At 45.5% G+C, this 24237-nt stretch carries 23 protein-coding genes and 2 pseudogenes; 18 read left to right on the plus strand and 7 right to left on the minus strand.

The genetic code is table 11. The annotated features are described in order from the left end of the window. Positions 1–27: 27 nt before the first annotated feature. The 3 genes from R3289_RS04180 to R3289_RS04190 form a co-directional block, all read right to left on the minus strand. The gene (locus R3289_RS04180; protein WP_318924230.1) at positions 28–1356 is read right to left on the minus strand and encodes a serine hydrolase domain-containing protein; all 1329 of its coding nucleotides are present in this window, start codon (positions 1354–1356) and stop codon (positions 28–30) included. Positions 1357–1746: 390 nt separating this feature from the next. Continuing rightward, positions 1747–2700: a ribosome biogenesis GTPase YlqF gene (gene ylqF / locus R3289_RS04185; RefSeq protein ID WP_318924231.1), complete on the minus strand. Its 954-nt coding sequence runs from the start codon at positions 2698–2700 to the stop codon at positions 1747–1749. 427 nt (positions 2701–3127) lie between these two features. Next, a complete protein-coding gene (locus R3289_RS04190) occupies positions 3128–4117 on the minus strand; it encodes an ElyC/SanA/YdcF family protein (RefSeq protein WP_318924232.1) in 990 nt (329 codons plus the stop codon). A 257-nt stretch (positions 4118–4374) separates the two neighbouring features. Here R3289_RS04190 and R3289_RS04195 point away from each other — a divergent pair, with 257 nt between their 5' ends. The 12 genes and pseudogenes from R3289_RS04195 to R3289_RS04250 all read left to right on the plus strand — a co-directional run bounded on the left by R3289_RS04195 (position 4375) and on the right by R3289_RS04250 (position 12866). Next, the gene (locus R3289_RS04195; protein WP_318924233.1) at positions 4375–5310 is read left to right on the plus strand and encodes an SPFH domain-containing protein; all 936 of its coding nucleotides are present in this window, start codon (positions 4375–4377) and stop codon (positions 5308–5310) included. After that, positions 5307–5777, plus strand: a complete 471-nt coding sequence (locus R3289_RS04200; RefSeq protein ID WP_318924234.1) for an NfeD family protein — start codon at positions 5307–5309, stop codon at positions 5775–5777. Before R3289_RS04195 ends, R3289_RS04200 begins: the two co-directional genes overlap by 4 nt. Before the next feature lie 249 nt (positions 5778–6026). Next, positions 6027–6302 (plus strand): hypothetical protein, encoded by a 276-nt coding sequence (locus tag R3289_RS04205; RefSeq protein WP_318924235.1) that lies wholly within the window; start codon positions 6027–6029, stop codon positions 6300–6302. Positions 6303–6860: 558 nt separating this feature from the next. Then, on the plus strand, positions 6861–7205 hold the full coding sequence (locus R3289_RS04210; protein WP_318924236.1) for a P-II family nitrogen regulator: 345 nt from the start codon (positions 6861–6863) through the stop codon (positions 7203–7205). Next, positions 7205–7543 carry a DUF2933 domain-containing protein gene (locus tag R3289_RS04215; protein ID WP_318924237.1) on the plus strand — a complete coding sequence of 113 codons (339 nt, stop codon included), beginning with the start codon at positions 7205–7207 and terminating at the stop codon, positions 7541–7543. Before R3289_RS04210 ends, R3289_RS04215 begins: the two co-directional genes overlap by 1 nt. Further along, complete coding sequence (locus tag R3289_RS04220; RefSeq protein WP_318924238.1) at positions 7524–8156, plus strand: isoprenylcysteine carboxylmethyltransferase family protein; 633 nt, start codon at positions 7524–7526, stop codon at positions 8154–8156. Before R3289_RS04215 ends, R3289_RS04220 begins: the two co-directional genes overlap by 20 nt. A gap of 92 nt (positions 8157–8248) precedes the next feature. Then, positions 8249–8614 carry a cation transporter gene (locus tag R3289_RS04225; protein ID WP_318924239.1) on the plus strand — a complete coding sequence of 122 codons (366 nt, stop codon included), beginning with the start codon at positions 8249–8251 and terminating at the stop codon, positions 8612–8614. 328 nt (positions 8615–8942) lie between these two features. Continuing rightward, positions 8943–10007, plus strand: a pseudogene (locus tag R3289_RS04230) (multicopper oxidase domain-containing protein); the annotation flags it as partial. After that, a complete protein-coding gene (locus R3289_RS04235; protein WP_318924293.1) occupies positions 9987–10187 on the plus strand; it encodes a copper resistance protein B in 201 nt (66 codons plus the stop codon). The pseudogene R3289_RS04230 and the gene R3289_RS04235, both read left to right, overlap by 21 nt. A 188-nt stretch (positions 10188–10375) precedes the next feature. Next, on the plus strand, positions 10376–11062 hold the full coding sequence (locus R3289_RS04240; RefSeq protein WP_318924240.1) for a heavy metal response regulator transcription factor: 687 nt from the start codon (positions 10376–10378) through the stop codon (positions 11060–11062). Then, on the plus strand, positions 11059–12450 hold the full coding sequence (locus tag R3289_RS04245) for a heavy metal sensor histidine kinase (RefSeq protein ID WP_318924241.1): 1392 nt from the start codon (positions 11059–11061) through the stop codon (positions 12448–12450). The genes R3289_RS04240 and R3289_RS04245 overlap by 4 nt, the downstream gene beginning before the upstream one ends. 161 nt (positions 12451–12611) lie before the next feature. Beyond that, positions 12612–12866, plus strand: a complete 255-nt coding sequence (locus R3289_RS04250) for a DUF5676 family membrane protein (protein WP_318924242.1) — start codon at positions 12612–12614, stop codon at positions 12864–12866. 6 nt (positions 12867–12872) lie between these two features. On the opposite strand, the gene R3289_RS04255 is transcribed toward R3289_RS04250, so the two are convergent. Further along, complete coding sequence (locus R3289_RS04255; RefSeq protein WP_318924243.1) at positions 12873–14018, minus strand: cation:proton antiporter; 1146 nt, start codon at positions 14016–14018, stop codon at positions 12873–12875. Positions 14019–14157: 139 nt separating this feature from the next. Here R3289_RS04255 and R3289_RS04260 point away from each other — a divergent pair, with 139 nt between their 5' ends. Both R3289_RS04260 and R3289_RS20530 read left to right on the plus strand, forming a co-directional pair. After that, positions 14158–14805, plus strand: coding sequence for a class I SAM-dependent methyltransferase (locus R3289_RS04260; protein WP_318924244.1), 648 nt, complete (start codon positions 14158–14160; stop codon positions 14803–14805). Positions 14806–14933: 128 nt separating this feature from the next. Next, positions 14934–15256 (plus strand): annotated as a pseudogene (locus R3289_RS20530) (cupredoxin domain-containing protein). 43 nt (positions 15257–15299) lie between these two features. Here the strand turns inward: R3289_RS20530 and R3289_RS04265 are convergent. Together R3289_RS04265 and R3289_RS04270 are read right to left on the minus strand one after the other, a co-directional pair. Continuing rightward, positions 15300–15611 (minus strand): hypothetical protein, encoded by a 312-nt coding sequence (locus R3289_RS04265; RefSeq protein ID WP_318924245.1) that lies wholly within the window; start codon positions 15609–15611, stop codon positions 15300–15302. A 492-nt stretch (positions 15612–16103) separates the two neighbouring features. Then, complete coding sequence (locus R3289_RS04270; protein WP_318924246.1) at positions 16104–17084, minus strand: GlxA family transcriptional regulator; 981 nt, start codon at positions 17082–17084, stop codon at positions 16104–16106. Positions 17085–17223: 139 nt separating this feature from the next. Here R3289_RS04270 and R3289_RS04275 point away from each other — a divergent pair, with 139 nt between their 5' ends. Further along, entirely contained in the window at positions 17224–19089 is a 1866-nt protein-coding gene (locus R3289_RS04275) for a beta-ketoacyl synthase (RefSeq protein ID WP_318924247.1), read from the plus strand. A 183-nt stretch (positions 19090–19272) separates the two neighbouring features. Then, entirely contained in the window at positions 19273–20136 is an 864-nt protein-coding gene (locus tag R3289_RS04280) for a PfkB family carbohydrate kinase (protein WP_318924248.1), read from the plus strand. Positions 20137–20255: 119 nt separating this feature from the next. Here the strand turns inward: R3289_RS04280 and R3289_RS04285 are convergent, their stop codons facing one another. Then, entirely contained in the window at positions 20256–21548 is a 1293-nt protein-coding gene (locus R3289_RS04285; protein ID WP_318924249.1) for a DEAD/DEAH box helicase, read from the minus strand. Positions 21549–21947: 399 nt separating this feature from the next. Here R3289_RS04285 and R3289_RS04290 point away from each other — a divergent pair, with 399 nt between their 5' ends. Both R3289_RS04290 and R3289_RS04295 read left to right on the plus strand, forming a co-directional pair. After that, on the plus strand, positions 21948–23297 hold the full coding sequence (locus R3289_RS04290) for an MATE family efflux transporter (protein ID WP_318924250.1): 1350 nt from the start codon (positions 21948–21950) through the stop codon (positions 23295–23297). Between the two features lie 29 nt (positions 23298–23326). After that, positions 23327–24142: an alpha/beta fold hydrolase gene (locus tag R3289_RS04295; RefSeq protein WP_318924251.1), complete on the plus strand. Its 816-nt coding sequence runs from the start codon at positions 23327–23329 to the stop codon at positions 24140–24142. The last annotated feature ends 95 nt before the right edge of the window (positions 24143–24237 follow it).

Genomic DNA, 24237 nt, shown 5'->3' on the forward strand with positions numbered 1-24237 from the left:
TAGGGACACGGTTCAAGATCGCCAGGATCATTCAATACGCTGGAAGCGGGAAAGATAGCGACCATCACGAGAGAAAATGATAATTTCGCGGGTTGTATCATTGTCATTTCGGTTGATACGAATTCGATTATCTATCCCTTTTGCCATGAGACTGTTTTTGTTTTGTATCACGAGTGGAATATTGAATTGATTCACTTTTGCCATTAGTAGCCCATCCGTGTATCTGACTTGTAAAGGTACGCCATATTTGTCCCGATAATTTCCAATCACATCAATATCATTTTGCCACATAGCCAAGTTGGTTTTTTGAGGTATCACTTTGTTGATTGGATTTTTCCCGTCTAAGATCCTGATAAGATCAAATGTCAGTAAATCAATATTGGTATTGCTGAAATTACTCAGTGCAACAACGGTTAGTCCTTGTTTGGGCTCATGGACTAATACGGTCTTAAAGCCATCGATAGCACCGTTATGCTCATAGTAATTGACCCCACCGATCTCTCTCGCAAATATGCCATATTGGTTGTCAAACATTAGCTGTACTAACTCAGGCGATATGATGTGACCACGGGTAAGGGCTCGGCTCCAAATATACAAATCCCTACTGGTGGAAATCAGCTCGCCAGCTGACCACGCACAACCTGCTGGTGTAATGTAGGCATTAACGATCCCTGACAGTTCATAAGATTTTGCTAATTGGAACGATAACGTAAGTTTCATCGAACTGTCTTTCATTCCAAGCGGGCGAAGTAATTCTTGCGTAATGTAATCGTTGTAACTGACACCTGTAACCTGCTCTATGATCCCACCTAATAAGTGATAACCCGCATTACTGTAGTTATACATGAGTACTGGTGGATAGGTTTTTGACGTCGTTGTGATGCGCTTGAGCAAGTGCGTTGAGTGACATGAGGTATTTTCTTCACGCCAGGATGTGTCTCTGCCAAGCCCTGATGTGTGGTTAAGAAGCATGGCTATGGTGATCTTATTACCGTTTTTTAATTTTGGGAAATAACGGGAGATCTGCTCATCAATAGACAGCTTTTGTTGTTCGTGAAGGCGAAGAATCGCAACGGCTGTCAGTTGCTTGGTAATAGAACCGACTTTGAATAAGTTGTTTTTTGAGATATTGCGTTGAGACTGAACATCGGCAAAACCGACAGAGTGTTCAAAAACAATGTCATTGCCTTTTGCAATCAATATATTGCCGCTAAAACGGCCATATTTATTTTGGTGGGTAAGGTAATCGGCTAAAATTTGACTTGTATCATCAGTAAATGGCTGCGCATTGAGTAATGATGGGGTTAATTGGCTTAGTCCAATAAGGGCCCAAAGCATGCCGTGAAGTAATTTCATTATTTCCTCTAAGATACGCTTAATAGTGGCCGACTATCTTGGTGAAGAAGCAATATATCACTATCGATATTCCATCAGAGCAGAATAAGGTCAATCTACTAAAATATTCATTTATAGTGTGAGCTGCTTTCTGGAAAAAAATATTGGTCATCGTGCTATTACATAAAAATGCATGCTTGGCCGAAAATTTAATCTCTGTTTACCGGTGGAATATGAATTGATTTTTAGTCAGAAAAATTTCGTTTGAACACGGTAATAATTAGTATTGTCAAAATACATTTTGAGCGCGTTTTTAGTAAGGCCAATACAAAAAGCCGTTCAGCTATTGTTTATGATAATAGCTGAACGGCTTTGGTTATTTTTTGATGCTAAGTTGATAACTGATATAGCCTAGCGTTTGTTCTTTAAGTAGCGTTTTCTGCGCTCTTCTTTCTTTTTAATTTGCTGTTCTTTCTTAAGCTCGGCTTCAATGGCCACATTGACCAGCTCTTCGGTGATCATCTCAGGGCGTTCCATGGTGATCTTGCCCAAAGTACCGTTACGCAGTTCGTTGATCAGAATTTCTGATGCTTTGTGTAAATCGATACGGCCACCGGGACGTAGACAACCCCGCTTGCGGCCAATTTCTTCCATCAGCTCGATATCAGTTTCAGGTAATTCATCATCAAGGTCGTAACGGGCTTTGATTAAGTCCGGGTAAGCGGCAGCCAAATATTCAATTGTGAAAAAAGCGACATCCATGTAGTCCATGGCAGTATCTTTAACGGCACCTGTTGCCGCCAGACGGAAACCACTGTGTGGGTTCTCAACTTTAGGCCATAAGATCCCAGGCGTATCAGACAGCACGATGCCGTTTTGTAGGTTAATACGCTGCTGTTGGCGAGTTACCGCTGGTTGGTTACCCGTTACAGCAACGGAACGACCAGCCAAAGTATTAATGATGGTCGATTTACCGACATTCGGAATACCCATGATCATGGTGCGAATATTTTTGCCCATTTCTTCACGACCAGGGGCTAGCTTACGGCAAAGCTCGGTGATTTTGTTGACTTCGTTGATATTTTCTGTGGTGATGGCAATCGCTTTGACACCTTGTTCTTTTTCAAGGTGTTCAATCCACATCTGGGTCATTTCGGGATCGGCCAGATCTCGCTTGTTCAGCACTTTAACGACAGGCTTGGCGTTTTTTTCTCGGAAAGTTTTGATCAGCGGGTTTTCACTACTGAAAGGAATACGCGCATCAAGTACCTCAATGATGACATCGATCTTTGGTAGTACTTCTTCGATTTCTTTTCGAGCCTTGTGCATGTGGCCCGGGAACCACTGGATTGTCTGACTACTCATTTGATCTATAACTCTTTTTTATTTCCGCTGTGCTATGTGGGGTACAAAATGGGGTACTAAAAACACAAGCTAACAGAATGGGGTATGTAACCGGTGACGGCGTAAGACTTGTTACGCTTGCTGTGTCATGCATGTTGTCACCAGTGCTTATTTGTTTGTGGATGTTGCAACTTGGCGTGAAGTTTAACGCACTGAGACTGAGACATAAATGACTTTAATATTAGGCCATATCATGCTGCTTGTCAGAGTATCTCCGAACGGAGATGCTCTGATGCGATTTCACCCAACTTTTCGGTATATTAAATGCCATTTCATGTTCAGATTGTCGGGGATGGCAGCGTTCTGCCTCGATAGGCAGTCAATGCCAATCCGCCCAGCCCGAATTGTACAATTGCCAGCGTTACCTCCATTTTCTGGGGGTTGTAATTTAAAGCTGAATGAGCGGAGAGCAGTTGAAGGCGGGCAGGCCAAAGCAGCGCAGGGCGTCAATATAGCAATCACGCTTCACTTTACCTTCCGGGTATGTGAAAGAGAGCAGGCCGTCTTCGACTGCGCAATGGGTAAAATGGATTGTGCTATGCCTTTCTCGCCATTGCAGCGTGTCGAACAATACCTGTGATCGATGAACATGAATGGACGCACTGACCAGCGTTGCGCGATGGATATGGTGACGTTCCAGTAGTGCTAAGCTGAACCGGGCATTGTCTATGGTATTGGTGGCCTGATCTTCTTCAATGACACGGTTCCCTGAGACCCCGTGATCTACCAGCCAGGCTTTCATGGCCTGTGACTCAGTTATTCCCGCTTTTTCTAGTCCGCCGGTGACTATGATGACACTGTGTGGGTATCGCTTTGAGAGATCTACAGTGAGGCTCAGTCGTTGCAATAGCTGGGGAGCTATTGAGCCATCATCATTTAGCTTGAACCCTAATGTGATGATGGCATGGTTGAAATGCTCATCTTCAGCGGGGAACTCACTTTCTCGCAACTCACCATGCCAATAGTGAACAGGCGTCGACACAATGCCTTCAATTTTACTCAATAAGCATGCTACCTTATCAGCTAAGGGCTTATCCGCCGTAACGAGCTGTTCGAGGTACTGCCGGGACTCGGGAAAATTGCCTTGGTAGTAGTGCCATACCGTCAGGTAAACCAGGGCCGATTTTTTATCGGATGTTGATGTTGCCGACGAAAGGGCTTGTTGGTAGGAGTGCAATGCGAGCTCTATGTTACCGCGAAAGGTTTGCATATTCGCCAAGGTGATCTGTAAGTCTTGTCGCTTCGGCGCTAGGGCGATTGCTTGCGTTAAATAATATTCTACGGCTTCAAGGTTACTGACATCACGTCCTTGCTGCGGGTAACAGTCTCGATTTGGGTAGTTAAAAGCAGTCAGAGCGTTATGCAATAGTTGGATCATCAGTAAATACCTCTGTCTGTTTGATAATTAGGACGCTGGCGAGTAAAAATTAAATTTCCCTCATACACGGAACGGGTTCTGCTGAGTGTGATTCTCTAGACCTAGTGAACCTTGCCTGTTATATTCAAATTACTCTAATTCATTGATCTGACCTAACAAATCCAGCGATAGCACAAACCAATTATTCAATATCGGCATATAAATCGGTATCCTGACGACTCTTTTGCTCTTTTCGGTTTTAGTCTAGGAGAAACGAAATGCCATACGATACGCTAATCACACTCGGTGTGCTTATAGTTGTTGCTATTGTCTTTATTGCGTCAGGTGTCAAAACTGTTCCTCAGGGAAGTCATTGGACAGTAGAGCGCTTTGGCCGATATACCAAAACCATCCACCCTGGTTTAAATCTGATTGTGCCGTTTTTTGATCGGATCGGAAACAAGATTAGTGTGATGGAGCGAGTACTCGATATTCCTGCCCAAGAAGTGATTTCTCGTGATAATGCGAGTGTGACCATTGATGCTGTCTGTTTTATTCAAGTCATTGATGCGGCAAAAGCAGCCTATGAAGTGAATGATCTCGAACATGCCATTCGTAATCTGACCTTAACAAATATGCGTACAGTATTGGGCTCGATGGAACTGGATGAAATGTTGTCGCAACGAGATACCATTAATACCCGATTATTAGCAATTGTTGATCAGGCGACTAATTCTTGGGGCGTTAAAGTCACTCGAATTGAGATCCGAGATGTTCAACCACCGGCGGATCTTATTGCGGCGATGAATGCGCAAATGAAGGCGGAACGTAACAAGCGTGCCGATATTTTGGAAGCGGAAGGGGTTCGTCAGGGCGAAATTCTTCGGGCTGAAGGCCATAAGCAGTCTGAAATTTTACGAGCCGAAGGCGACAAGCAGGCGGTAATTCTTCAGGCGGAAGCCCGCGAGCGAGCAGCCGAAGCGGAAGCAAGGGCAACGACAATGGTTTCTGAAGCGATAGCCCAAGGTGATGTTAGAGCTATAAACTACTTTATCGCACAGGGTTATACCGACGCATTGAAATCTATTGGTCAGTCTGAAAATGGCAAAGTTATTATGTTGCCACTTGAAGCGACGGGTTTAATGGGATCTGTGGCGGGAATTGCTGAACTGCTGAGTTCCAAATCAGAACCATCGAAAGGGACAAAAGCATGATTGAATTGCTTGAACAGATGAATGGCTGGCATTGGCTGGCTTTCGGTTTAGCATTGCTGGCATTTGAGCTTTTAGGAACTGCTGGTTATTTGCTCTGGCTGGGTATATCAGCTGTTCTGGTTGGGTTAATTATGTCATTTATGCCACTGAGCTGGTCAGTTCAATGGCTGACATTTGTGGTGTTTTCTCTTTTTACTACCTGGTTATGGTGGCGCTATCAACACCGTCAGGATCGTGCCGAGGATAAACACCGGACATTGAACAGGCGTACCGAGCAACTGGTTGGTCAGATCTGTATACTGGACCAGCCGGTCCCAGTCGGCCCGGGCCGGATGAAGCTGGGAGATACCACCTGGGCAGTTCGATCGGATGTTGAGATTGATGCCGGTACGCTGGTCGAAGTGATTGCCGTTGACGGCATTACTTTAGTGATAAGGCCAAAACTGAAGGGCAGTTCTCAGCCATAGGTAAATACAACTGCTGAATTCAATACCGTAGCTATTCTGAAAGTCAGACATCAGAAGTCGCTGCGGTTTTTGATGTCGAGAATTGCTTGAGTCACTGAAAGCGCGCACTCCATCATAAGCATGCAGAATATGGCTTCTGTTCATGATTGATTCATCTTTCTCAGATATGCTGTATTGAAGTAGTGTGGGTATTAACTGAACTGTTACAGGCTGGAAGCCTGAATTGAATTATTGAAAAGAGGCACGAATATGAGAAATCTTATTGCTGGTTTTATTGCTTTGGTCGTTGGCCTTTTCACCGTGTCATTTGCTGCAATCCTGGGGCTGTTTATTGCCGTTGCAGCGTTATTAACCAGACCATTGATTAAAAAAAGAATGGCGTATGCGCAGGCAGGCTATTCGCAAGCGGACTCCTCACGAACCCGAGATACCCAAGCGGGCTCTTATGCCAAAGCCAATATGGCAGAATCTCACACCGTGATTGACGGTGAATGTGAAGACATCACCCAGAGCCGCAAGTTTTGAGGTTAGTAGCGATTCACTGTGAAACGCTACTCGGAACTCCAGATTAAAAATCAAATATTAAACGCCAGTTATTTCCCTTCGCTGGCGTTTTTAGTGGTACCTGCTGACGATATCCCCAAGTTACCTCAAAAGGCCCATTCCTTCCTTCGTATATTTTCTTTGAATTGGCTGACATCATTCTGAATCCTGCATATTGGGATAACTTAGGTACATGTGTAGAAACAGCCATAAGATCATAGCCGAGCCTGGCTAAATGTTAGAACTTGGCGTTAGGCCAAGGTCAGCCAGGTACCTTTCAGATTCAATGACTACTTTGTTATATAAACTGACACCAAGATGACAGAATTGTCATCTTGGTGTCAGTCTAGTGAAAGTACTGATTCGTATAGTAAATAGTTGTATATAGCGTTTGTTGCAAAGCCACTCAGGTTAATAATCTGCCATATCATTGATATTCATGATTGAAGTCGAGGCTTTGTTTTAACTAGAAATGAAAGTGCGACGTAGGCGGCTTCTACACTTAGAGTAACAGAGCATAAATTCAGTGAGGAATAACTAATGACTTTCAAGAAGGTAGTTGCGATATTCGATGAACTTCGATTGGGTGCTGTGAAAGCTAGCCTGTTCAAGCATGGTATTACAGGTTTTACTGTTAATGAAGTGTATGGTCGTGGAAACTATTTTAATGCCATAAATGAAGAGCACATGATCAAACATATCCAGTTGAATATTTATACCATTGCAGAGAATGCGGAAAAAATCGCCAAGCTCATTGTTAAAATTGCGCATGTTAATGCGGATGCAGAAGGACTGGTTGCTATTGAAGCTGTCGACAACCTTTATTGGATCCATACCCAGTTACCTTCAACTGCCGAAGATCATAAGTTCCATGGGGACAGCTAATGGCAAGGCAATCACGTTCTTTTTGGACAACGCCGAGTGGTTGGTCTGCTATCGCTTTGATAGCAGCTGTTAGTTATTTCCTCATAGCCGAACATCGCGAGCATGTCTTTGAGTATTTGCCATTACTAATTCTTCTATTATGTCCTGTCATGCATATTTTTATGCATCGTGGTCATGGCCATCATCATAATGCTCATCATGGTGAATCTGAGAAGCGAGGTGAGACTCCGTCTTCAGGCATTGTTAAGGATGCTTACAAGAAAGGTCTGGAAGAGGGTAGGCGGCAGGCTCAAAACTCGGCTTCAAACGAGGGTAAAAATGATGAACGAGGGAAGTGATTACGGGCTCTGGGGATTGGTGTTGATGAACTCAGCAATCTTCATCTTCTTTGCCTTTAGTTTTGCTAAACCGAAAAGCCAGACCGACTGGCGCAGCTTAGGTGCCTTTTCGGCATTCATTGTCGCTTTGTTCACAGAAATGTACGGCTTTCCGCTGACTATCTATCTGTTGTCTGGTTGGTTGACTGAGCAATTTCCCAATGTTGACTTTTTTGCCCATGAAAACGGGCATTTATGGCATACTTTGTTGGGTTTCGAGGGTAATCCCCATTGGGACCCGTTACATATATTGAGTATGCTTGTTATTTTCTTTGGCTTCTATATGTTAGCAACGGCGTGGAGTGTACTTCATCGAGCTCAGCAAGAATATGTTCTTGCAAAGACTGGATGGTATGCTCGCTGTCGGCATCCGCAATATGTTGCTTTTATTCTTATCATGTTCGGCTTCTTATTACAGTGGCCTACAATTCCTACCCTAGTTATGTTTCCAATCCTTGTGGTGTTATATGTACGCCTTGCCAGACGTGAAGAGAAAAACTCAATTCAGGAATTCGGCAATGAATATCTTCAGTATATGGAGAATACCCCAGGTTGGTTTCCTAAGCGGCTTTGATGTCAAAGCGGTGTGGAAATAACCAGGAACCTAGTTCGCCAATTTCCGTTGATATTTCACCTTAGTTTCGTTGCAAGACGAAGGAGTTCACTATGAGCACAGATAAACACCGCCCGGGTGTTAATGAAGTGAATTGCGTTGAGCGCTTAATAAAAATCGTGGGGCTGACGGCTGATAATACTGCTCAGCTAATAGCAGCAATAGACAGTTTGCAGGGAATGGATCAAGTTTCTGTTGATGAAAAGCGTTCTGAGCTAATCGTTATCTATGATGCTTCGCACTGCAATATTAACTTGATTGAAGACGTGATTAATGGATGCGGCTTACGTATAGCTGATAACTGGTGGTCCCGAATGAAGGGAAGCTACTATCAATTTGTCGATCAGAATGTGAAAGATAACGCTGCCCATGAGCCTTGGAGTTGCCATAAACCGCCTCCAGGAAGCAAGCGGAAGTAGGCAATAGCAGAAGGGGTATTTGGTGCTTTGGCTATAATTTGACTATCTCCCAAAGGAGGTAACTAATGAAAGTGAAGCAGTCAGCAACGTTATCTAAGACCTGCTCTCGAAGACGTTTTGTCCAGGGGCTGCTACGGTCGGAGCTTTTGCTTTTTGGCCGTTAAAGAGCCCTCAAGCGACAAATATTCACGGGCTTAGGTATGCTTTGACAAGAAGTGCCCCGGTACTTAGCGGCACCGAAATTAATCTCGAGGTTTCGGAAGCGCTAGTTAATTTCAATGGCCAGGTGTGAATCGCGACGGCGATTAATCACTCTATTCCCGCCCCGACGTTGAGATTAAAAGAGGGAGATACCGTTACCATCCGAGTCAAGAATAGGCTGAATGCGACTACTTCGATTCATTGGCATGGAATTTTGCTGCCGTTTCAAATGGATGGTGTACCAGGTATCAGTTTCCCCGGTATCCTTCCCAATAGTACTTTTACCTATCGATTTACTCTCAAACAGTCCGGCACATACTGGTATCACTCCCATTCGGCAATGCAGAAAATAACGGGGATGTACGGAGCTATTATCGTTGAGCCCGTATCGGTAGACGAATTCAGGTTCGGTCCGGGTGAAACCTACGATGTTATTGTCAAACCTAAAGACGGGGCATACACGATTTTTGCCCAATCCATCGACCGGACAGGTTTTGCTCGAGGGACTCTTGCTGAGCGTCCGGGGCTTACGGCATCCGTACCTCCGCTTGATCGCGCGAAGTGGTTAACGATGACCGATATGATGGGAGCAATGGATCACTCAGCTATGCTGCATGGGGTAACAATGACGCCGATGGATCATAGTCCTGATAATCATAGCACTATGGATCATTCAGCGATGGGCCATAGTCAGGAATTCATGATTGAAAATACACGGCATAAGCCAACTACTAAAGTACGTCACGCGCATACGGAATATGGTCCGAGTACGGATATGCGGGTAGATATGCCGAGAACAAATCTGGATGACCCCGGTATTGGTTTGCGCAATAACGGCAGGAGAGTGCTGACATTGGCGGATCTTTCGTCTATCGGTGGCCTACTTGATAACAGAATGGCCGAGCGTGAGCTTGAGCTCCATCTGACCGGTAATATGGAACGTTATACCTGGTCATTCGACGGACTGGAGTTCGGCCAAAGTACGCCGGTGCATTTCAGATATGGCGAGCGGGTCCGCATTATTCTTCATAACGATACAATGATGACACACCCGATGCATTTGCATGGGATGTGGAGTGAATTAGAAACGCCTGGTGGTCAATTTCAGGTTCGCCGTCATACTGTGCCGGTACAGCCTGCACAACGCGTAAGCTTCCTGGTAACAGCCGATGTGCTCGGACGCTGGGCTTGGCAGCGTCTAACTGACGGTTCGTTAGGTTTGCGCATGCGTTATGAGTTCTCCCGGCAATTTTCACCCTACCTTGGCGTGGAGTGGGCCGCTAAGTTTGGTGATACAAAATCCATGGCTGAGGATGCAGGGAAACAAACAGATGAGATCAGCTGGTTGGCTGGTATACGTTTCTGGTTTTAGCGCTCATTGCCCGAGATATCCGGATTGCATTGATTGGCATTGTCCTTAGCGATAGTGCTTTTTTATTGCGGTAAGAAAGCCGTGGAAAGCCTGACGCTATACAGATTTTTAACATTACAATTTTGTCATGTCGCACTTAGAGGGCTAAAGTTTTGGTAAACTGCTGTTGAACTAAAAAAGGTATAAAAATGAAACTATTAATCGTAGAGGATGAACCTAAGACCGGTGAATATTTACGTCAGGGTTTGGCAGAATCCGGGTTTGTTACCGATCTGGCTCAGAATGGCGTTGATGGCTTGCACCTTGCTTTGACGGATGAATACGATTTGATTGTGCTTGATGTAATGTTACCTGAGCTAAACGGCTGGCAATTATTACAAACACTACGACGCAGCAACCGAGATACCCCGGTATTATTTCTAACAGCACGCGATCAGGTGGAAGATAGGGTTAAAGGACTAGAACTCGGTGCTGACGATTATCTGGTTAAACCTTTTGCCTTTACCGAGTTATTGGCCCGCATTCGTTCAATTTTGAAACGAGGGCGTACTATAGCTTCAGAGCCGACGACGTTAGTGATTGCTGATTTGGAGCTTGATCTGCTGAGACGACGCGTATATCGGGTCGGGAAGAAAATAGAGCTAACGGCCAAGGAGTTTTCGCTGTTAGAACTGTTCATGCGTCGTCAGGGAGAAGTATTGTCACGGTCTTTAATTGCTTCTCAGGTCTGGGATATGAATTTTGATAGTGATACCAATGTTATTGATGTAGCTGTACGCCGGTTACGCAATAAAGTGGATGTGCCATTTGAGCCTAAGCTGATCCAAACTATTCGTGGTATGGGCTATGTGCTAGAAATACCGGAGGAGGAGTGATTCTTCAGCGCTCGCTGTCATTTCGGTTAACTTGTTTTTTCTCTGCTGCTTCAATGATCGTATTAACCTCTCTGGGCTGGTTGATATATGTTGCAATAGACAAGCACTTCATTGAGCAGGATCGGACAATCCTGAACGATAAGGCACTTGTTGTGCAGGATTTTGTTCACGGAAGTAAGCTAAATAATGATTTATCAATACTGTCTAGCCAGCTCGGAGATATATTTGAAGAGCATCATATTTTAGTCACTAATGTAACCAATATAGACAGGGTTATTTACTCATCACCAAATGTGAATTTTCCTGATGATGTCACTGCATATTATCTTGATGATGAGCAGATGATTTTTGAATGGTCGGATAATGATGAACTATACCGAGGCATGCGATTTCATATATTGACGGAGCTTCCGGTTGCTACCGAATATATTGTGACAATCGCTATTAATATCAATCATCACCGGCAGTTTTTGGATAGTTTTAAAGATACATTAATCAAATTTATTGTTGTCGCAGGGATAGTAAGCGGAATTTTAGGTTGGTTTGCAACGCAGCGAGGGCTGCTTCCTCTGCAAATATTGAGGAAGCGTGCGGAGTCGGTGACGGTTACCCACCTGGATCACCGTATGCCTGTCGATACGATGCCGATAGAAATCGCGGATTTGTCGGTAACGCTTAACCAAATGCTAGAGCGGCTGGAAGGAGCTGTTAAGCGGTTATCTGATTTTTCTTCAGATATTGCCCATGAATTACGCACACCTATCAGTAATCTGATGACCCAGACCCATGTCTCGCTATCTAGGCCTCGTACCGCCCGGGAATACCAGGACATTCTTGCGTCAAATTCGGAGGAGTTTGAACGTCTGGCCCGGATGATTGCTGATATGCTGTACCTTGCAAAATCTGATAACGGCTTATTACTGGCAACCCCTAAGCATGTTCCGGTCGAGAAAGAAGTCTGTGAGTTGTTTGAGTTCTATGATGCTCTGGCGGAAGAAAAAAGTGTCACCCTTCGCTTGAGAGGCGCAGCCCAGATTAAGGGGGATAGGCTTATGTTGCGCCGTGCCTTCGGTAATTTGATATCGAATGCATTGCGCCATAGCTCGGATGGTGGCTATGTGGAAATCAGAATTATCCCAAAAAAAGAAGTAGTTATTGTTGAGGTTGAGAATCAGGGGGAAACGATCTCTCCGGAGGACTTACCTCACTTGTTTGAACGTTTCTACAGGGCTGATAAGTCCAGAACGCACGGTAAATCGGATGGGGTCGGTTTGGGGCTTGCTATCACTAAATCTATTGTTGCCGCTCATGGTGGTGAGATTGCAGCCAGCTCTTCAGGCGGTATCACTATCTTTTCACTGACACTGGCAAGCAATAGGAAGCCATAGTAAACGACGTTACATAAAGATGACAATATTGTCATCTTAGGGACAGATTTTGGTCATTGTGCATTGAATAAAATTACCTTGTTTTAAGGGATTGGGGAACAAGGTAATGAAAGAATTCATGTAGAACAGGTTGGGCCAAGGAATCATATGGGGAGGAAGAAATGTCTCTTAATGCTGTGAAATTTGCTATTGCTTCGTCACTTAGCTTTTCAATTGTCTGGATCATTTGTTCGCTATTGGTTTTGGGGATGCCTGAAATGATGATGGCTACCTCTGGAGATATGGTACATATGAACTTAGCCCAGCTGGGCTGGGAAATATCATTTATCGGCATTTTGGTGGGACTGGTCGGTTGGAGCTTGAGCGCAGGCGTAATTGCTTGGTTATTAGCAACAATCTATAACAAAATGCTTTAGCGAAAGTTATCGGCTTTTCTGAACGATGAGGGGCATCACCACGGGGGCCAAAATTGCTGTACACATAGTCATAAAGACAATAGAAATCATACTGTGGTGCCCGAGGTGGCCTTGCTGCATTCCTACACTGGCGATGACGATAGCGACTTCTGCACGAGGTACCAGTGCCCAGCCAATAATATTGCGCTCATTTGCAGTGGTACTGTTAATAAGAATCCATGGACTAAGTAGCTTACCTGCGATTGCGGCAATCAACACTAAGGTTCCAAGCTGAATCATATGGGGGCTATGCATGTCCAGTTGGGTGATCTGCAGGCCAATGTTGAAGAAAAAAAAGGGTGCAAGGAAGCCAGAAATCTTATCAAAGAAAGCTTCGTCAGGAGAGCGGACACAGCAAACTGAAAAGGACATGGTTGCACCGGCGGCAAACGCACCGACAGCGGCAGACAGACCGAAATGGTGTGTACCGAAAGCGCTGGCCCCGACAATGCTAGCTGTCAGTATCCGGCGCAGTGCTTTATGTCTTTCAGGTATCTTTTTGATGAGATAAGAATTAAATAGCGAGACAATTAAGACAGCCAGGCCCAGGCTCAACATACCCGCTAACAGAGATAATATTATCGAAATCATGCTGTTGTCTGATGTGAAGCTGGCATGTAACACAGAAAGCAAATAAAGCGCAGCGACATCATCGACTACTGCTGCGGCCAGTAAAATTTGCCCGGCATTGCTGTTTAGTAGATTGAAGCGAGTCAGTAATGGGATGCTCAGTCCGATACTTGTTGCTGATAAAGCTGCACCGACATAGAGTGCTTCATCGAGCTTCTGAGTAAGAGAAATAACGACGATAGTACCGAGTGTGAAGCTGATGGCTATACCCATCAACCCCACCAGAAGACCGGGTTTTATCGCTTTGAAAAAATTGTGCCACCTAATTTCAAGCCCTGCAGAGAAGAGCATGAATACAACAGTAGATTCAGCAATCCATGCTAAGGAGTCGGATGGCGTTAACCAATTCAATGCCAGCGGGCCAATTATAACGCCTATCAGTATGTAAAATGCCGGGGCCGGGAAATAGTGTGATTTTATATTTTTCACCAGCGAGTAAAGAGCTAATGTGATGGCAATGAAGAGTAAGGTATTTGTGACCATTGGCGTCAGGAAGATCTAGTCAGGAGAATCGTTGACATATTTTCTAGTGTAGCCGCTTCATCACCTTTCTATTTTTAAAGGGCGGGTGCTAAACTGAAATCTAGCTACAGCGCTGGCAGCATAACCAAAGGAAAGATCGATGCTATCAAGGCAAGATGTTCAGAGATTATATCAAGCTGGTGCAAAGAACTATGACTTTACAACACTTCTTTTCAGGCTGATCGGACTAAGAATGAATACCTATCGTTCGATAGCTATTGAACGGTTGTCATTGAAGCGCGGAGATGTCGTCGTCGAGCTCGGCTGCGGAACAGGTTTGAACTTTCCTTTGCTGCTTGAGAAAATTGGGGAAAAAGGGCGTCTGATTGGTGTGGATCTAACGCCAGGCATGCTGGATATCGCCAGGAAAAGAGTTGAACAAAACAGCTGGCAGAATGTAGAACTGATTCAGTCAGATATTGCGGCATATGAGTTTCCGCAGCCGTTAAATGCGGTGCTTGTTACTGGCGTACTGGGCTATATTCCTGAATATGACCAGGTGATAAAAGCTGTGGCGGATGCGCTTAAGCCTGATGGACATTTATCGATCCTTGACGGAAAACAGCCAGAAAATCTGCCGTTATGGCTAATTAAAATTGTACTGAAACTCGGTGGGCAGTTCGGCTATACACCTGAGTACTTCAGTGTCCGTCCATGGGTGTCTGTTGAGCACTATTTTAAGGAAATGTCTTTTGAAACCCATTATGGCGGAATGATCTATATAGCATCGGGAACTACTGGGCAGTAATTTTTAGCCGTTCTTCAGGGTGCTGCTAAGCCCTGTGATTGCTGGTGCGGCGATGGATTTTTCTTCGTTAACGGTAGTCAGTAATGCTAACCGCTTACGGCTGTTCAAGGCACAAGAGCATTAACGGGATGACATTATATGATAATAATTATTCTGCTGGGCTGTCGCTAATCAGTTTAATTGTTTGGTGGTTTTGGCTATATAAACCGAAAGAGGTTACTGCCGATGAGGGAGTGATCACGATAACGGTTGAAAACGGTACCTATGAGCCATCACGTATTCGCTTACAGGCAGGCAAGCCGGCAACATTGCCGATTTCGATATCAGTGAGAAGTTACCACGGGACAAAAATAAGGATGTTTTTCTGCCTCCCAGAGAGCCTGGTGAATATAGTTTTACCTGCCAGATGCAAATGTATCGTGGCGAATTAATTGTAACGGATGAGAAGTGAAACACCTCAAGACTGTGGCTGTGTAATCTTGAGGTGTTTTCTACTACTTGTTAGTCGAGTGAAATGCAAAGCGGGATTCTGAGGTTGTTGCGTCAGGTTTAGTAACTTGATATTTAATTGAGCGAGAGTTTTCAAGGGTTAACGGAATGAATACTCGTCCATTTTCATCTGTGATATAGGTTGCTTTTTGTTGTGGTACGTTTTTTACTGTCACTTCTGCACCTTGAATTGGTGAACCGTCGTGTGACACTGAGACCCATGCACCATTGTGGGTGTCCGCGACTCTTATATCGGCCAGGGTTGTACCTGATAAAAGAAGTAAGCCTGAAGCAATAATAGTTTTAGTGGTAGTCATAGCACTTTTCCTCTTAATTCATTGTTTAGGCCTATGCCTGTTTTTTTTATCTTACGTTGATAATTATGAAGTAAGGCGCTGACATTTCTCTGACGCAATAATGACAATGTTGTAATCATATTTTTGAATGTCCAGCCGAGGGTAAACTTGGATGTCATCCTCAGTAAGGACTTTTAATCCCCTTCTCATCTCATCTCATCTCGCGCATGTTGTCGTTGTGCTTCATACAACAATATTTGAAGAGCAAATTCAAAATGGAAACATGCATCGAACTCTAGATCGGACTTTACGGTATGGATAGAGTCAGTTTTGATGCTTACAAAACGAGATATGTTTTTAGTTGACGAGTTTTTTAGGGGGCGCTTTTTCATAGAAAGTAAACTTACTAAAGCATGGTATGCTTTAGTAAGCTATTTCAAGGTATGGTTACTTTTATTTCAACGTATGGTTGTTCTTACACCCTCGCTGGCGTTTTTAGTGACTTTAGTATGATCACTCTGCATTGTAGATTTTGGCTTTGACCATTTTCCGGTACTTGCTTGGGGTTATACTGAACTGTTGCTGAAATCGGGTCGAAAAATGATAGGCATCTTTGTAGCCGACTTGCTCTGCCACGTCTTGTACCGACATACCAAAATCTCGTAATAACTGTTGTGCTGTTTCCATTCTTATTTTTTGCAGATATTGATGGGGAGACTGGCCAACCTGTTCTTTGAATTTTCGATTAAAGGTTCTGAGCGGCAACCCGCATTGGATCGCCACACTTTGAGCGGTCATCGATTGTGACAAATTTCGTTTCATCCAGTCTTGAGCAAGCGCAATGGACTCATCAAACTGCACCTGCCCGCCAATCTGGTAGAAAGGCTGTTGCGCTGATTTCGAAATTTCATGGCCGAAATGAGTTTCAATGGTATTAGCTATCTTCTGACCAAAGTTTTCTGCGATCAAATACAAAATCATCTCTGACTGGGAGTTAATACTGCCGGTACAGAACAGGCCGTTGGCAGCCGTAATCGAAGCTTGTCGGTTCAGCTGTACACGGGGATAACGCGCTGCAAACTTTTCATAAAAATACCAATGGGTTGTTGCGACCTGATTATTAAGTAATCCGGTTTCAGCCAGCCAGGAGACACCGGTGCCGGTCGCGACCAGTTTTGCGCCATGCTGATATTGCCTGATCAACCAGGGAACGATCTCGGGGGTATGGCTGAGCGATGATATCGGATTTCCCCACATAGGGGGCAGTACGACGATATCGAAAATGTGTTCGTCTTCAAAGGTCATATCGGGCTGAAGCTTGATCCCTGCGGTAAGTTTGGGCGACGTCAAAGAAGGGGCGATCAGTTTGATATCAAAAGGGTTGTCACGTTGTTGCTTTCGTTCTCGTAAACTTGCGGCGCTGCTCAGCATTTCGGCAGCCAGCGATACGCCGGTGATCAGAGCACGATGGTATAAGACAAATCCCACTTTCATCTATTCACTCTCGTTCATATAAATAATGCCAAAATATCTCTCCGGCCTGAATGGCAGTGATTTTGGCATATTTGCAAGGTGATTAACCAGTGTAAGTTGATATCCTTCTGTTTAAAACAATGTTTGATATAGGTTCAGAATGACTAAGTTACCTCTTATCGTTGGTTTTGGTGGCATTAACGCTGCTGGCCGTAGTTCAGGCTTTCACAGTTATAAGCGTATGGTCGCCGATGTATTAACCGCAGATGAGATGAATATGACCTGGCAGGATCTGGCTCGCCGCATGGGGCTGGATAACGGTGCGGACGTCAATGACGGCGCTGTCAGTGAGGATATTATCGCAGCGATTAAAGCGGGTACGCTGGTGCGTCGAATTGACTCCTTTGATCCTGAGAACTTGCTATATCAATACAAAACCGCATTAAGCTCAGAAAACGATCAGATTTCGTTCACATTACGAAAGTCCAAACTGCCTGCTGTGATCCCGGACAACTGGATCGTGGAAGAGCAGGGCAGCAAAGTGACCGTGACGGTAAACGGTAACCTGGATGCGCTGCTGGAAGATCGTGTGACTTTTCCTGTGAGCAGCGGCGGTAATATTCCTGCCGGTTTCGACCCGGGTACACGGTATAACTCCCGTTTCCACCCCCGGGGTTTGAAGCTGACCGTTTACGGCGCGTCGGATGCCCTGAATTCACTGGGGGTGGATTGGTCAGAGGTTCTTCAGCATATCAAGCCAGACGAAGTGTCTGTGTATGCCGGTAGCGGGCTGGGGCAAATCGACGATCAATCACTGGCGGGTATGCTGGCTGCGCCATTAACCGGCGGCCGTGTCAGTACGAAGATGATGGCTTTATCATTTGCAGAAATGCCTGCAGATTTTATTAATGGTTACGTGATTAACAGCGTTGGTACCACTGGTACAAATATGGGGGCTTGTGCAACCTTCCTGTATAACTTGCGTCAGGGAATGCATGACATTCAGCATGGCAAATCTAAAGTCGCGATTGTGGGTAATGCAGAAGCGCCGGTTGTTGCCGAAATCATGGAAGGTTTCCGCGTGATGGGCGCGTTGGCCGAAGATGAGCAATTAAAAGCATTAGATAATAGCGATACGGTTGATAACAGCCGTGCATGTCGACCATTTTCCTCGAATGCCGGCTTTACGATGGCAGAATCTGCCCAGTTTGTGGTGTTGATGGATGATGAGCTGGCCTTAACGCTGGGGCTTAATATATATGGTTCGGTCGCTGATGTATTTATCAATGCTGATGCCAACAAAAAATCCATCTCAGCGCCGGGTGTTGGTAATTACGTAACGGTTGCTAAAGCGACAGCTCTGGCGAAAGCGATCCTCGGTGAAGCTGGCGTCAAGCAGACCTATGTTCAGGCGCATGGTACCGGCACACCGCAGAACCGTGTTACCGAGAGCCATATTCTGAATGAAGTAGCGAAAACCTTTGCCATTGATAACTGGCCGGTTACCGCGATTAAATCGTATGTCGGTCACTCGATGAGTGTCGCTGCGGGCGATCAGTTAATTGCTTCGTTAGGTGTTTGGCAATATGGCTGGATCCCGGGCATTCAAACCATCGATCATATCGCTGATGATGTACACCAGTCGAACCTGAATATTCTGACAGATCATGTTTTTGCGGGTCAGAAAGGGGATGACTATAAAGCGGTGATCCTTAATGCCAAAGGTTTTGGTGGTAATAATGCAACCGGTCTGGTGTTATCGCCGGCTCAGAGCCTTGAGATGTTACTGGCTAAATATGGCGCTGATGCGCTGGCGGCTTATTATGATAGGAATGTCGAGATCAAGGCGCGTACCGAGATCTGCGATCAAGAAGCTTGCCTGGGTAATGAAACCATTCGCTATCATTTTGGTGAAAGTGTAATGGATGAAACGTCGGTATCGATGACACAAAATGAGTTACGTCTTTCTGAGTTTGAACAGGCAATCCCATTGCCGCAAGAGAATCCATACGCGGATTATTGTTGAACGTTAATTAACTCTTGCCTCATATAAAGACCGCGCTACCAATTTTTTCCGGAATGGGTAGCGCGACCTCGCGTTTTTACCTCTTTCATGATCTAATCTAAGACTAACCAAAAAATTGTACTGATCGGTATTAGGGATGCACCTGCTCCATTTAATGACGAGAACGCAGGAAAACGAGTAATTATGGCGAATATTCTTCTGTTAGCTAACTTAAATTGTGACCGCGTTTTACAGCTTGATAGACCGTTGATCATGGGAGGGCGTCACCATTATAAAGATGCTGGTCGACGATTAGGTGGGGGTGGGGCCAATACAGGTTTAGGCTTGATATGGGCGGGACACCGTGTGGCTTTAGTCAGCCAGGTTGGTCGGGATGAAACCGCAGACTGGCTATTGGCAGAAGCCAGCTTGCAAGGTTTAGATTGTCACCTGTTGCAACGAAATGATGTCGTGACGCCTGAATTAATCTTGATGATGACGCCTGATGGCGAAAGAACCATTATTCGCCCTGAACGGCCTGTTTTTAAATTGGGTAACGCACCTGATTTTACCCAATGGGATGCGCTGTATATTAACTCATCGGCTTTAGGTGGTGAGATCTGGGCTGAAGCGGCATTGGATAAAACCCTGGTTGTCGCCCAGTTAGCCAAAGATGAGCGCTCTCGGCCTTGTCACGTGTTGATTTCATCTGAGTCTGATATGGCAGGCCGTACTTGGCGATCGGGGCGTGAACTGTCAGTGTGGCAATATGGTCAGCAAATCGCAGGAAGCCATTTGCGCTATTTCATTATCACCGATGGTGAGAAGGGGGCGACGGCTTATACCGAGCATGAACAGTTTCATGTTCCCGCGGTATCAGCAGACGTTATCGACACGACTGGGGCTGGTGATGCCTTTGCTTCTGGCTTAATTAACGGTTTGCTAAAGGAGTCATCGATTACGGATGCGATGTCGGAGGGCGCAATGTGGGCATCATTCGCCGTTGCAACGAAAAGTTCTATTCCGGGGGCGGCATTAAAGCGCTATCTGAGCGATACCCAAAACTGATCTTATCCTGATAGATATGGCTATCGACTGATCAAAAAAACGCTGATAAGCAGTCGCTAATCAGCGTTCTATTTTTACTATGTATTTGTTATACCTAGTATTAGGCTATTTCACGTAAATTATTTCTTCATAGTCGTGATTTTAGCTTTGTTTTTAATCGCCTGACGTAATTTGACCCGACGCTCTGCCGCAGATTGATCGGTTGGGTTGTTAGTACGGCCTTTGCGATCTTTGAATGCCGATTTGGTCTGCATCTTCTGTAGCAGCGCATCACGGCTGGCAGGCTCATAGCCGGTAAGCTGTACGCGGTGAATGCGCTGACCAATCAGTGTTTCTACCTGTACCAAGGTTAATTCTTCTTCGCGGCTGACAAAAGAGACAGCGTGACCCTTTTGACCGGCACGGCCGGTTCGGCCAATACGGTGCACATAGTCTTCGGCCAGGAACGGCATATCATAGTTCACCACATGTGGCAGACCTTGAATATCAAGACCACGGGCAGCAACCTCAGTTGCGACCATCACGCGGGCTTTGCCTTCTTTGAACTCGTCCAGGGCACGACGACGGGCACTCTGTGCTTTGTCACCATGACACAGTACGGTTTTAATACCATCGAGTTTCAGTTCTTCAACCAGCATGTTTGCTGTTTCTTTGTAGTTCACGAAAACCAGCACTTGCTGCCAGTTTTTCTTGCCGATAAGTTCAGATAACAACTCGCGCTTGCGATCTTCATCAACAGGGTAAACAACATGCGAAACAGTATCTGCAGTGGCATTCTCGCGGTCAACAGAAATACGCTTAGGTTTACGCAGAATTTCGGTTGATAGCTTGTTCATCTGGCTAGAGAAGGTTGCTGAGAACAACATCGTCTGAGGCCGGGAGCGAATATCGCTCATGATCGTGCGAATGTCTGTAATAAAGCCCATGTCCAACATGCGGTCGGCTTCATCGAAAACCAGGAATTCCAGGTTTGCCAGAGAAACATTTTTCAGTTCCAGGTGCTCAAGCAAACGGCCCGGGGTCGCTACCAGGATATCTAAGCCTTGTTCCAGCTTTTTCTCTTGAGATGACATTTTGGTGCCGCCGTAAATAGCAGCAACATTGACTGAAACATATTTGGTGTAGTCTTCAATGTTTTTTGCGATCTGTGCCGCTAGCTCACGAGTCGGAGCGAGGATAAGAGCACGAACATTGAAACGGCTACTCGGCTTAGGGGTGTTGCAGATCTGCTGGATAATAGGCAAAGCAAATGCGGCAGTTTTACCTGTCCCTGTTTGTGCATTGGCAAGGATATCATGTCCACGACGAGCGTGTGGGATAGCCTGCTTCTGAATCGGAGTTAACTTTTCGTAACCACATTCAGTAAGGGCGCGCACAATTTCCGGAGAAAAGTTTTGTGATGAAAATGACATTCTTTGTTCCTAAAGCAGACGGCTAAATTACCCATATATTGAATATTGACGTGTCGTTAAACCACCAAATGTAATACAAGCCGGACTAAAAATACGGTGGCAGATTATAGAGTAATAATCATAGCCTGTGGGCACTAATTTTGCTTGTTTGCCGATTATTTGTCCATTTTTATCAGTAATGGGTCCAGATGAGTAATGAAACGTGGTTTTGGTCGTTACGTTATCACTGTTAGTATCTGATCCGGTGAATTTTCCATTCTTGAGGGGCTGGCTAAGAATGGCCTTGTCATCGAGGTGCGTTTATACCTGCGGTATTGTCTTGCGGTTCAGTTTTTCCCTTTAGCTCTGTCGGTAAAGCTCGTAAACTAGTCAGCCTATTTCATTACTGCCTTGAATGCCATGCCCGTAAATTCTGCAACAGTTTCTCACTCTTCTTCTTATCCGGATTTAGCCCGGCATCTGTTTCAAATGACGTGGCCGATGTTATTTGGGGTATTGTCATTGATGAGCTTTCAGCTTGTTGATAGTGCCTTTATCGGTCAGCTTGGCGTCTTGCCGCTTGCGGCACAAGGTTTTACCCTGCCGATGCAAATGGTGGTTATTGGCCTGCAGGTCGGCTTGGGGATTGCGACGACATCACTGATTTCCCGTGTTCTCGGGGCAAATGAACCGCAACGTGCGAAACAGCTGGGCGGATTGGTGGTACTCACAGGTGGCATTGGTGTGTTTGTCATCTGCTGGTTGATCTGGCTGCTGCGCGGACCGATTCTGAGCTTATTGGGCGCTCCGGAAAACGTTTATCCTGTCATTGATGCCTATTGGCCGGTATGGCTGGGGAGTGCATGGACCGGTGCGATGGTCTATTTTGCTTACAGCTTATGCCGTGCCAATGGTAATACCATGGTGCCCGGCATCATGATGGTTGTGACCAGCTTGCTGAATATAGCCTTGGATCCACTGTTCATCTTTACTTTTGATATGGGGTTGGCGGGAGCTGCATGGGCAACCATTGTTTCTTTCGCAACGGGTATGCTGGTGGTATATCCTCTGGTCTTTAAACGGCATTGGATGAGCTTTCAATGGCAAGGGCTTGATGTCTTATCATCAGTCAAAGAACTGGGAGATATCATGGCACCGGCTATGCTAAGTCAGTTACTTCCGTCTCTGTCATCCATGCTCGCGACCAAACTCGTGGCTGGCTTCGGTGCTGCAACCGTTGCGGCCTGGGCGTTGGGCTCGCGATTAGAGTTTTTCTCGATTGTGGTGATCCTTGCGCTTACCATGTCGATGCCGCCGATGGTCGGCCGGTTACTGGGTGCTGGTGATATCAATAAAATAAAAGCACTGGTCGGTATTGCCGTTAAGTTTGTTTTGATCTGGCAGCTGCTGATTGCGGCGATTTTGTTTTTTGCATCGCCCTATTTGTCACAATTACTAACCAGTGAAGTCAGTGTCGGAAATGTACTGTCTCTTCATCTGACGTGGCTGCCAATTAGTCTCGGTCCGCTAGGGGTGTGCATGTTGATGGTATCGATTTGCAATGCTCTGTCTCTGCCAATGCGAGCGTTACTGATTTCAGGTCTGCGTTTATTTGTCTGCTTTTTGCCGATCCTATGGTTAGGTGCTTACCTTGCGGGGCTCGAAGGGATGTTTGTTGGTGCTATGCTGGGTAATTTTGCTGCTGGTATTACTGCTTGGGTGCTCTATCAAAAGGGGCTACAAACCGTGATGAACAAATATTGTAAATGAAAAATGAAAACGATAAAAAGGAACAATCAATGAAAACGTTCACCATAGATTCTAAAACCATGCACTATATCGACAAGGGTGAAGGACCTGTATTGGTCTTTGGTCACAGTTACCTATGGGATAGTAAAATGTGGGCACCTCAGCTTGAGGTGCTGAGCAAACAGTACCGTTGTATTGTTCCAGATTTGTGGAGCCATGGTCAGTCGGATGCGGCTCCGGCGAAGACGCGTAACCTTCGAGATTACGCGCAAGATATACTGAGCCTGATGGATCACCTTGAGATCGAGACTTTTTCATTAGTGGGACTGTCGGTTGGTGGTATGTGGGGAGCAGAGCTGACCGTGTTGGCCCCAAGCCGTGTTAAGTCTTTAGTGCTGATGGATACCTTTGTCGGTCTTGAGCCAGAGGTTATGCACAAGAAGTATTTTGACATGATGGATATGATTGCCGCCGCGCAGCAAGTTCCGGCTCAGATGGTCGATGCGATCACCCCGATGTTCTTTGCGCGCAATGCGGAGCAGGAAAACCCTGAGTTAGTCGCTGCATTCCGTTCTCACCTGGCGTCAATATCCGGCCAGCATGCCGTCGATCTTACCCAGATTGGCCGAATGGTCTTTGGCCGTCGTGATGCCTTCGATGATATTGAAAATTTTGCGCTGCCGACGTTGATCATGGTTGGTGCACAAGACATGCCTCGTCCGCCATTAGAAGCGCAACTGATGCAAGATGCAATTACAGGCAGTGAATTGGTGATTGTGCCCGATGCGGGGCACATCAGTAATTTGGAACAGCCGCAATTCGTCACCGAGAAGCTGGTCAGCTTCTTTGCTAAGGTTTATGCCTAGCACTTAATTCATTGTTTTAAAAGGTGATAAAGCCAGGCGGAGTGTTGAATTCGTCTGGCTTTTCTGCTGAACAAGTTGTAGATGCATTCTCTGTT

Source organism: Photobacterium sp., from assembly GCF_033720175.1.
GTDB lineage: Bacteria > Pseudomonadota > Gammaproteobacteria > Enterobacterales > Vibrionaceae > Photobacterium.

What these genes read in the sequence shown, in the direction of transcription:
- R3289_RS04180 (WP_318924230.1), bottom strand. Translation starts at nt 1,356, where the DNA reads ATGAAATTACTTCACGGCATGCTTTGGGCCCTTATTGGACTAAGCCAA.
- ylqF (WP_318924231.1), bottom strand. Translation starts at nt 2,700, where the DNA reads ATGAGTAGTCAGACAATCCAGTGGTTCCCGGGCCACATGCACAAGGCT.
- R3289_RS04190 (WP_318924232.1), bottom strand. Translation starts at nt 4,117, where the DNA reads ATGATCCAACTATTGCATAACGCTCTGACTGCTTTTAACTACCCAAAT.
- R3289_RS04195 (WP_318924233.1), top strand. Translation starts at nt 4,375, where the DNA reads ATGCCATACGATACGCTAATCACACTCGGTGTGCTTATAGTTGTTGCT.
- R3289_RS04200 (WP_318924234.1), top strand. Translation starts at nt 5,307, where the DNA reads ATGATTGAATTGCTTGAACAGATGAATGGCTGGCATTGGCTGGCTTTC.
- R3289_RS04205 (WP_318924235.1), top strand. Translation starts at nt 6,027, where the DNA reads ATGAGAAATCTTATTGCTGGTTTTATTGCTTTGGTCGTTGGCCTTTTC.
- R3289_RS04210 (WP_318924236.1), top strand. Translation starts at nt 6,861, where the DNA reads ATGACTTTCAAGAAGGTAGTTGCGATATTCGATGAACTTCGATTGGGT.
- R3289_RS04215 (WP_318924237.1), top strand. Translation starts at nt 7,205, where the DNA reads ATGGCAAGGCAATCACGTTCTTTTTGGACAACGCCGAGTGGTTGGTCT.
- R3289_RS04220 (WP_318924238.1), top strand. Translation starts at nt 7,524, where the DNA reads ATGATGAACGAGGGAAGTGATTACGGGCTCTGGGGATTGGTGTTGATG.
- R3289_RS04225 (WP_318924239.1), top strand. Translation starts at nt 8,249, where the DNA reads ATGAGCACAGATAAACACCGCCCGGGTGTTAATGAAGTGAATTGCGTT.
- R3289_RS04240 (WP_318924240.1), top strand. Translation starts at nt 10,376, where the DNA reads ATGAAACTATTAATCGTAGAGGATGAACCTAAGACCGGTGAATATTTA.
- R3289_RS04250 (WP_318924242.1), top strand. Translation starts at nt 12,612, where the DNA reads ATGTCTCTTAATGCTGTGAAATTTGCTATTGCTTCGTCACTTAGCTTT.
- R3289_RS04255 (WP_318924243.1), bottom strand. Translation starts at nt 14,018, where the DNA reads ATGGTCACAAATACCTTACTCTTCATTGCCATCACATTAGCTCTTTAC.
- R3289_RS04260 (WP_318924244.1), top strand. Translation starts at nt 14,158, where the DNA reads ATGCTATCAAGGCAAGATGTTCAGAGATTATATCAAGCTGGTGCAAAG.
- R3289_RS04265 (WP_318924245.1), bottom strand. Translation starts at nt 15,611, where the DNA reads ATGACTACCACTAAAACTATTATTGCTTCAGGCTTACTTCTTTTATCA.
- R3289_RS04270 (WP_318924246.1), bottom strand. Translation starts at nt 17,084, where the DNA reads ATGAAAGTGGGATTTGTCTTATACCATCGTGCTCTGATCACCGGCGTA.
- R3289_RS04275 (WP_318924247.1), top strand. Translation starts at nt 17,224, where the DNA reads ATGACTAAGTTACCTCTTATCGTTGGTTTTGGTGGCATTAACGCTGCT.
- R3289_RS04280 (WP_318924248.1), top strand. Translation starts at nt 19,273, where the DNA reads ATGGCGAATATTCTTCTGTTAGCTAACTTAAATTGTGACCGCGTTTTA.
- R3289_RS04285 (WP_318924249.1), bottom strand. Translation starts at nt 21,548, where the DNA reads ATGTCATTTTCATCACAAAACTTTTCTCCGGAAATTGTGCGCGCCCTT.
- R3289_RS04290 (WP_318924250.1), top strand. Translation starts at nt 21,948, where the DNA reads ATGCCCGTAAATTCTGCAACAGTTTCTCACTCTTCTTCTTATCCGGAT.
- R3289_RS04295 (WP_318924251.1), top strand. Translation starts at nt 23,327, where the DNA reads ATGAAAACGTTCACCATAGATTCTAAAACCATGCACTATATCGACAAG.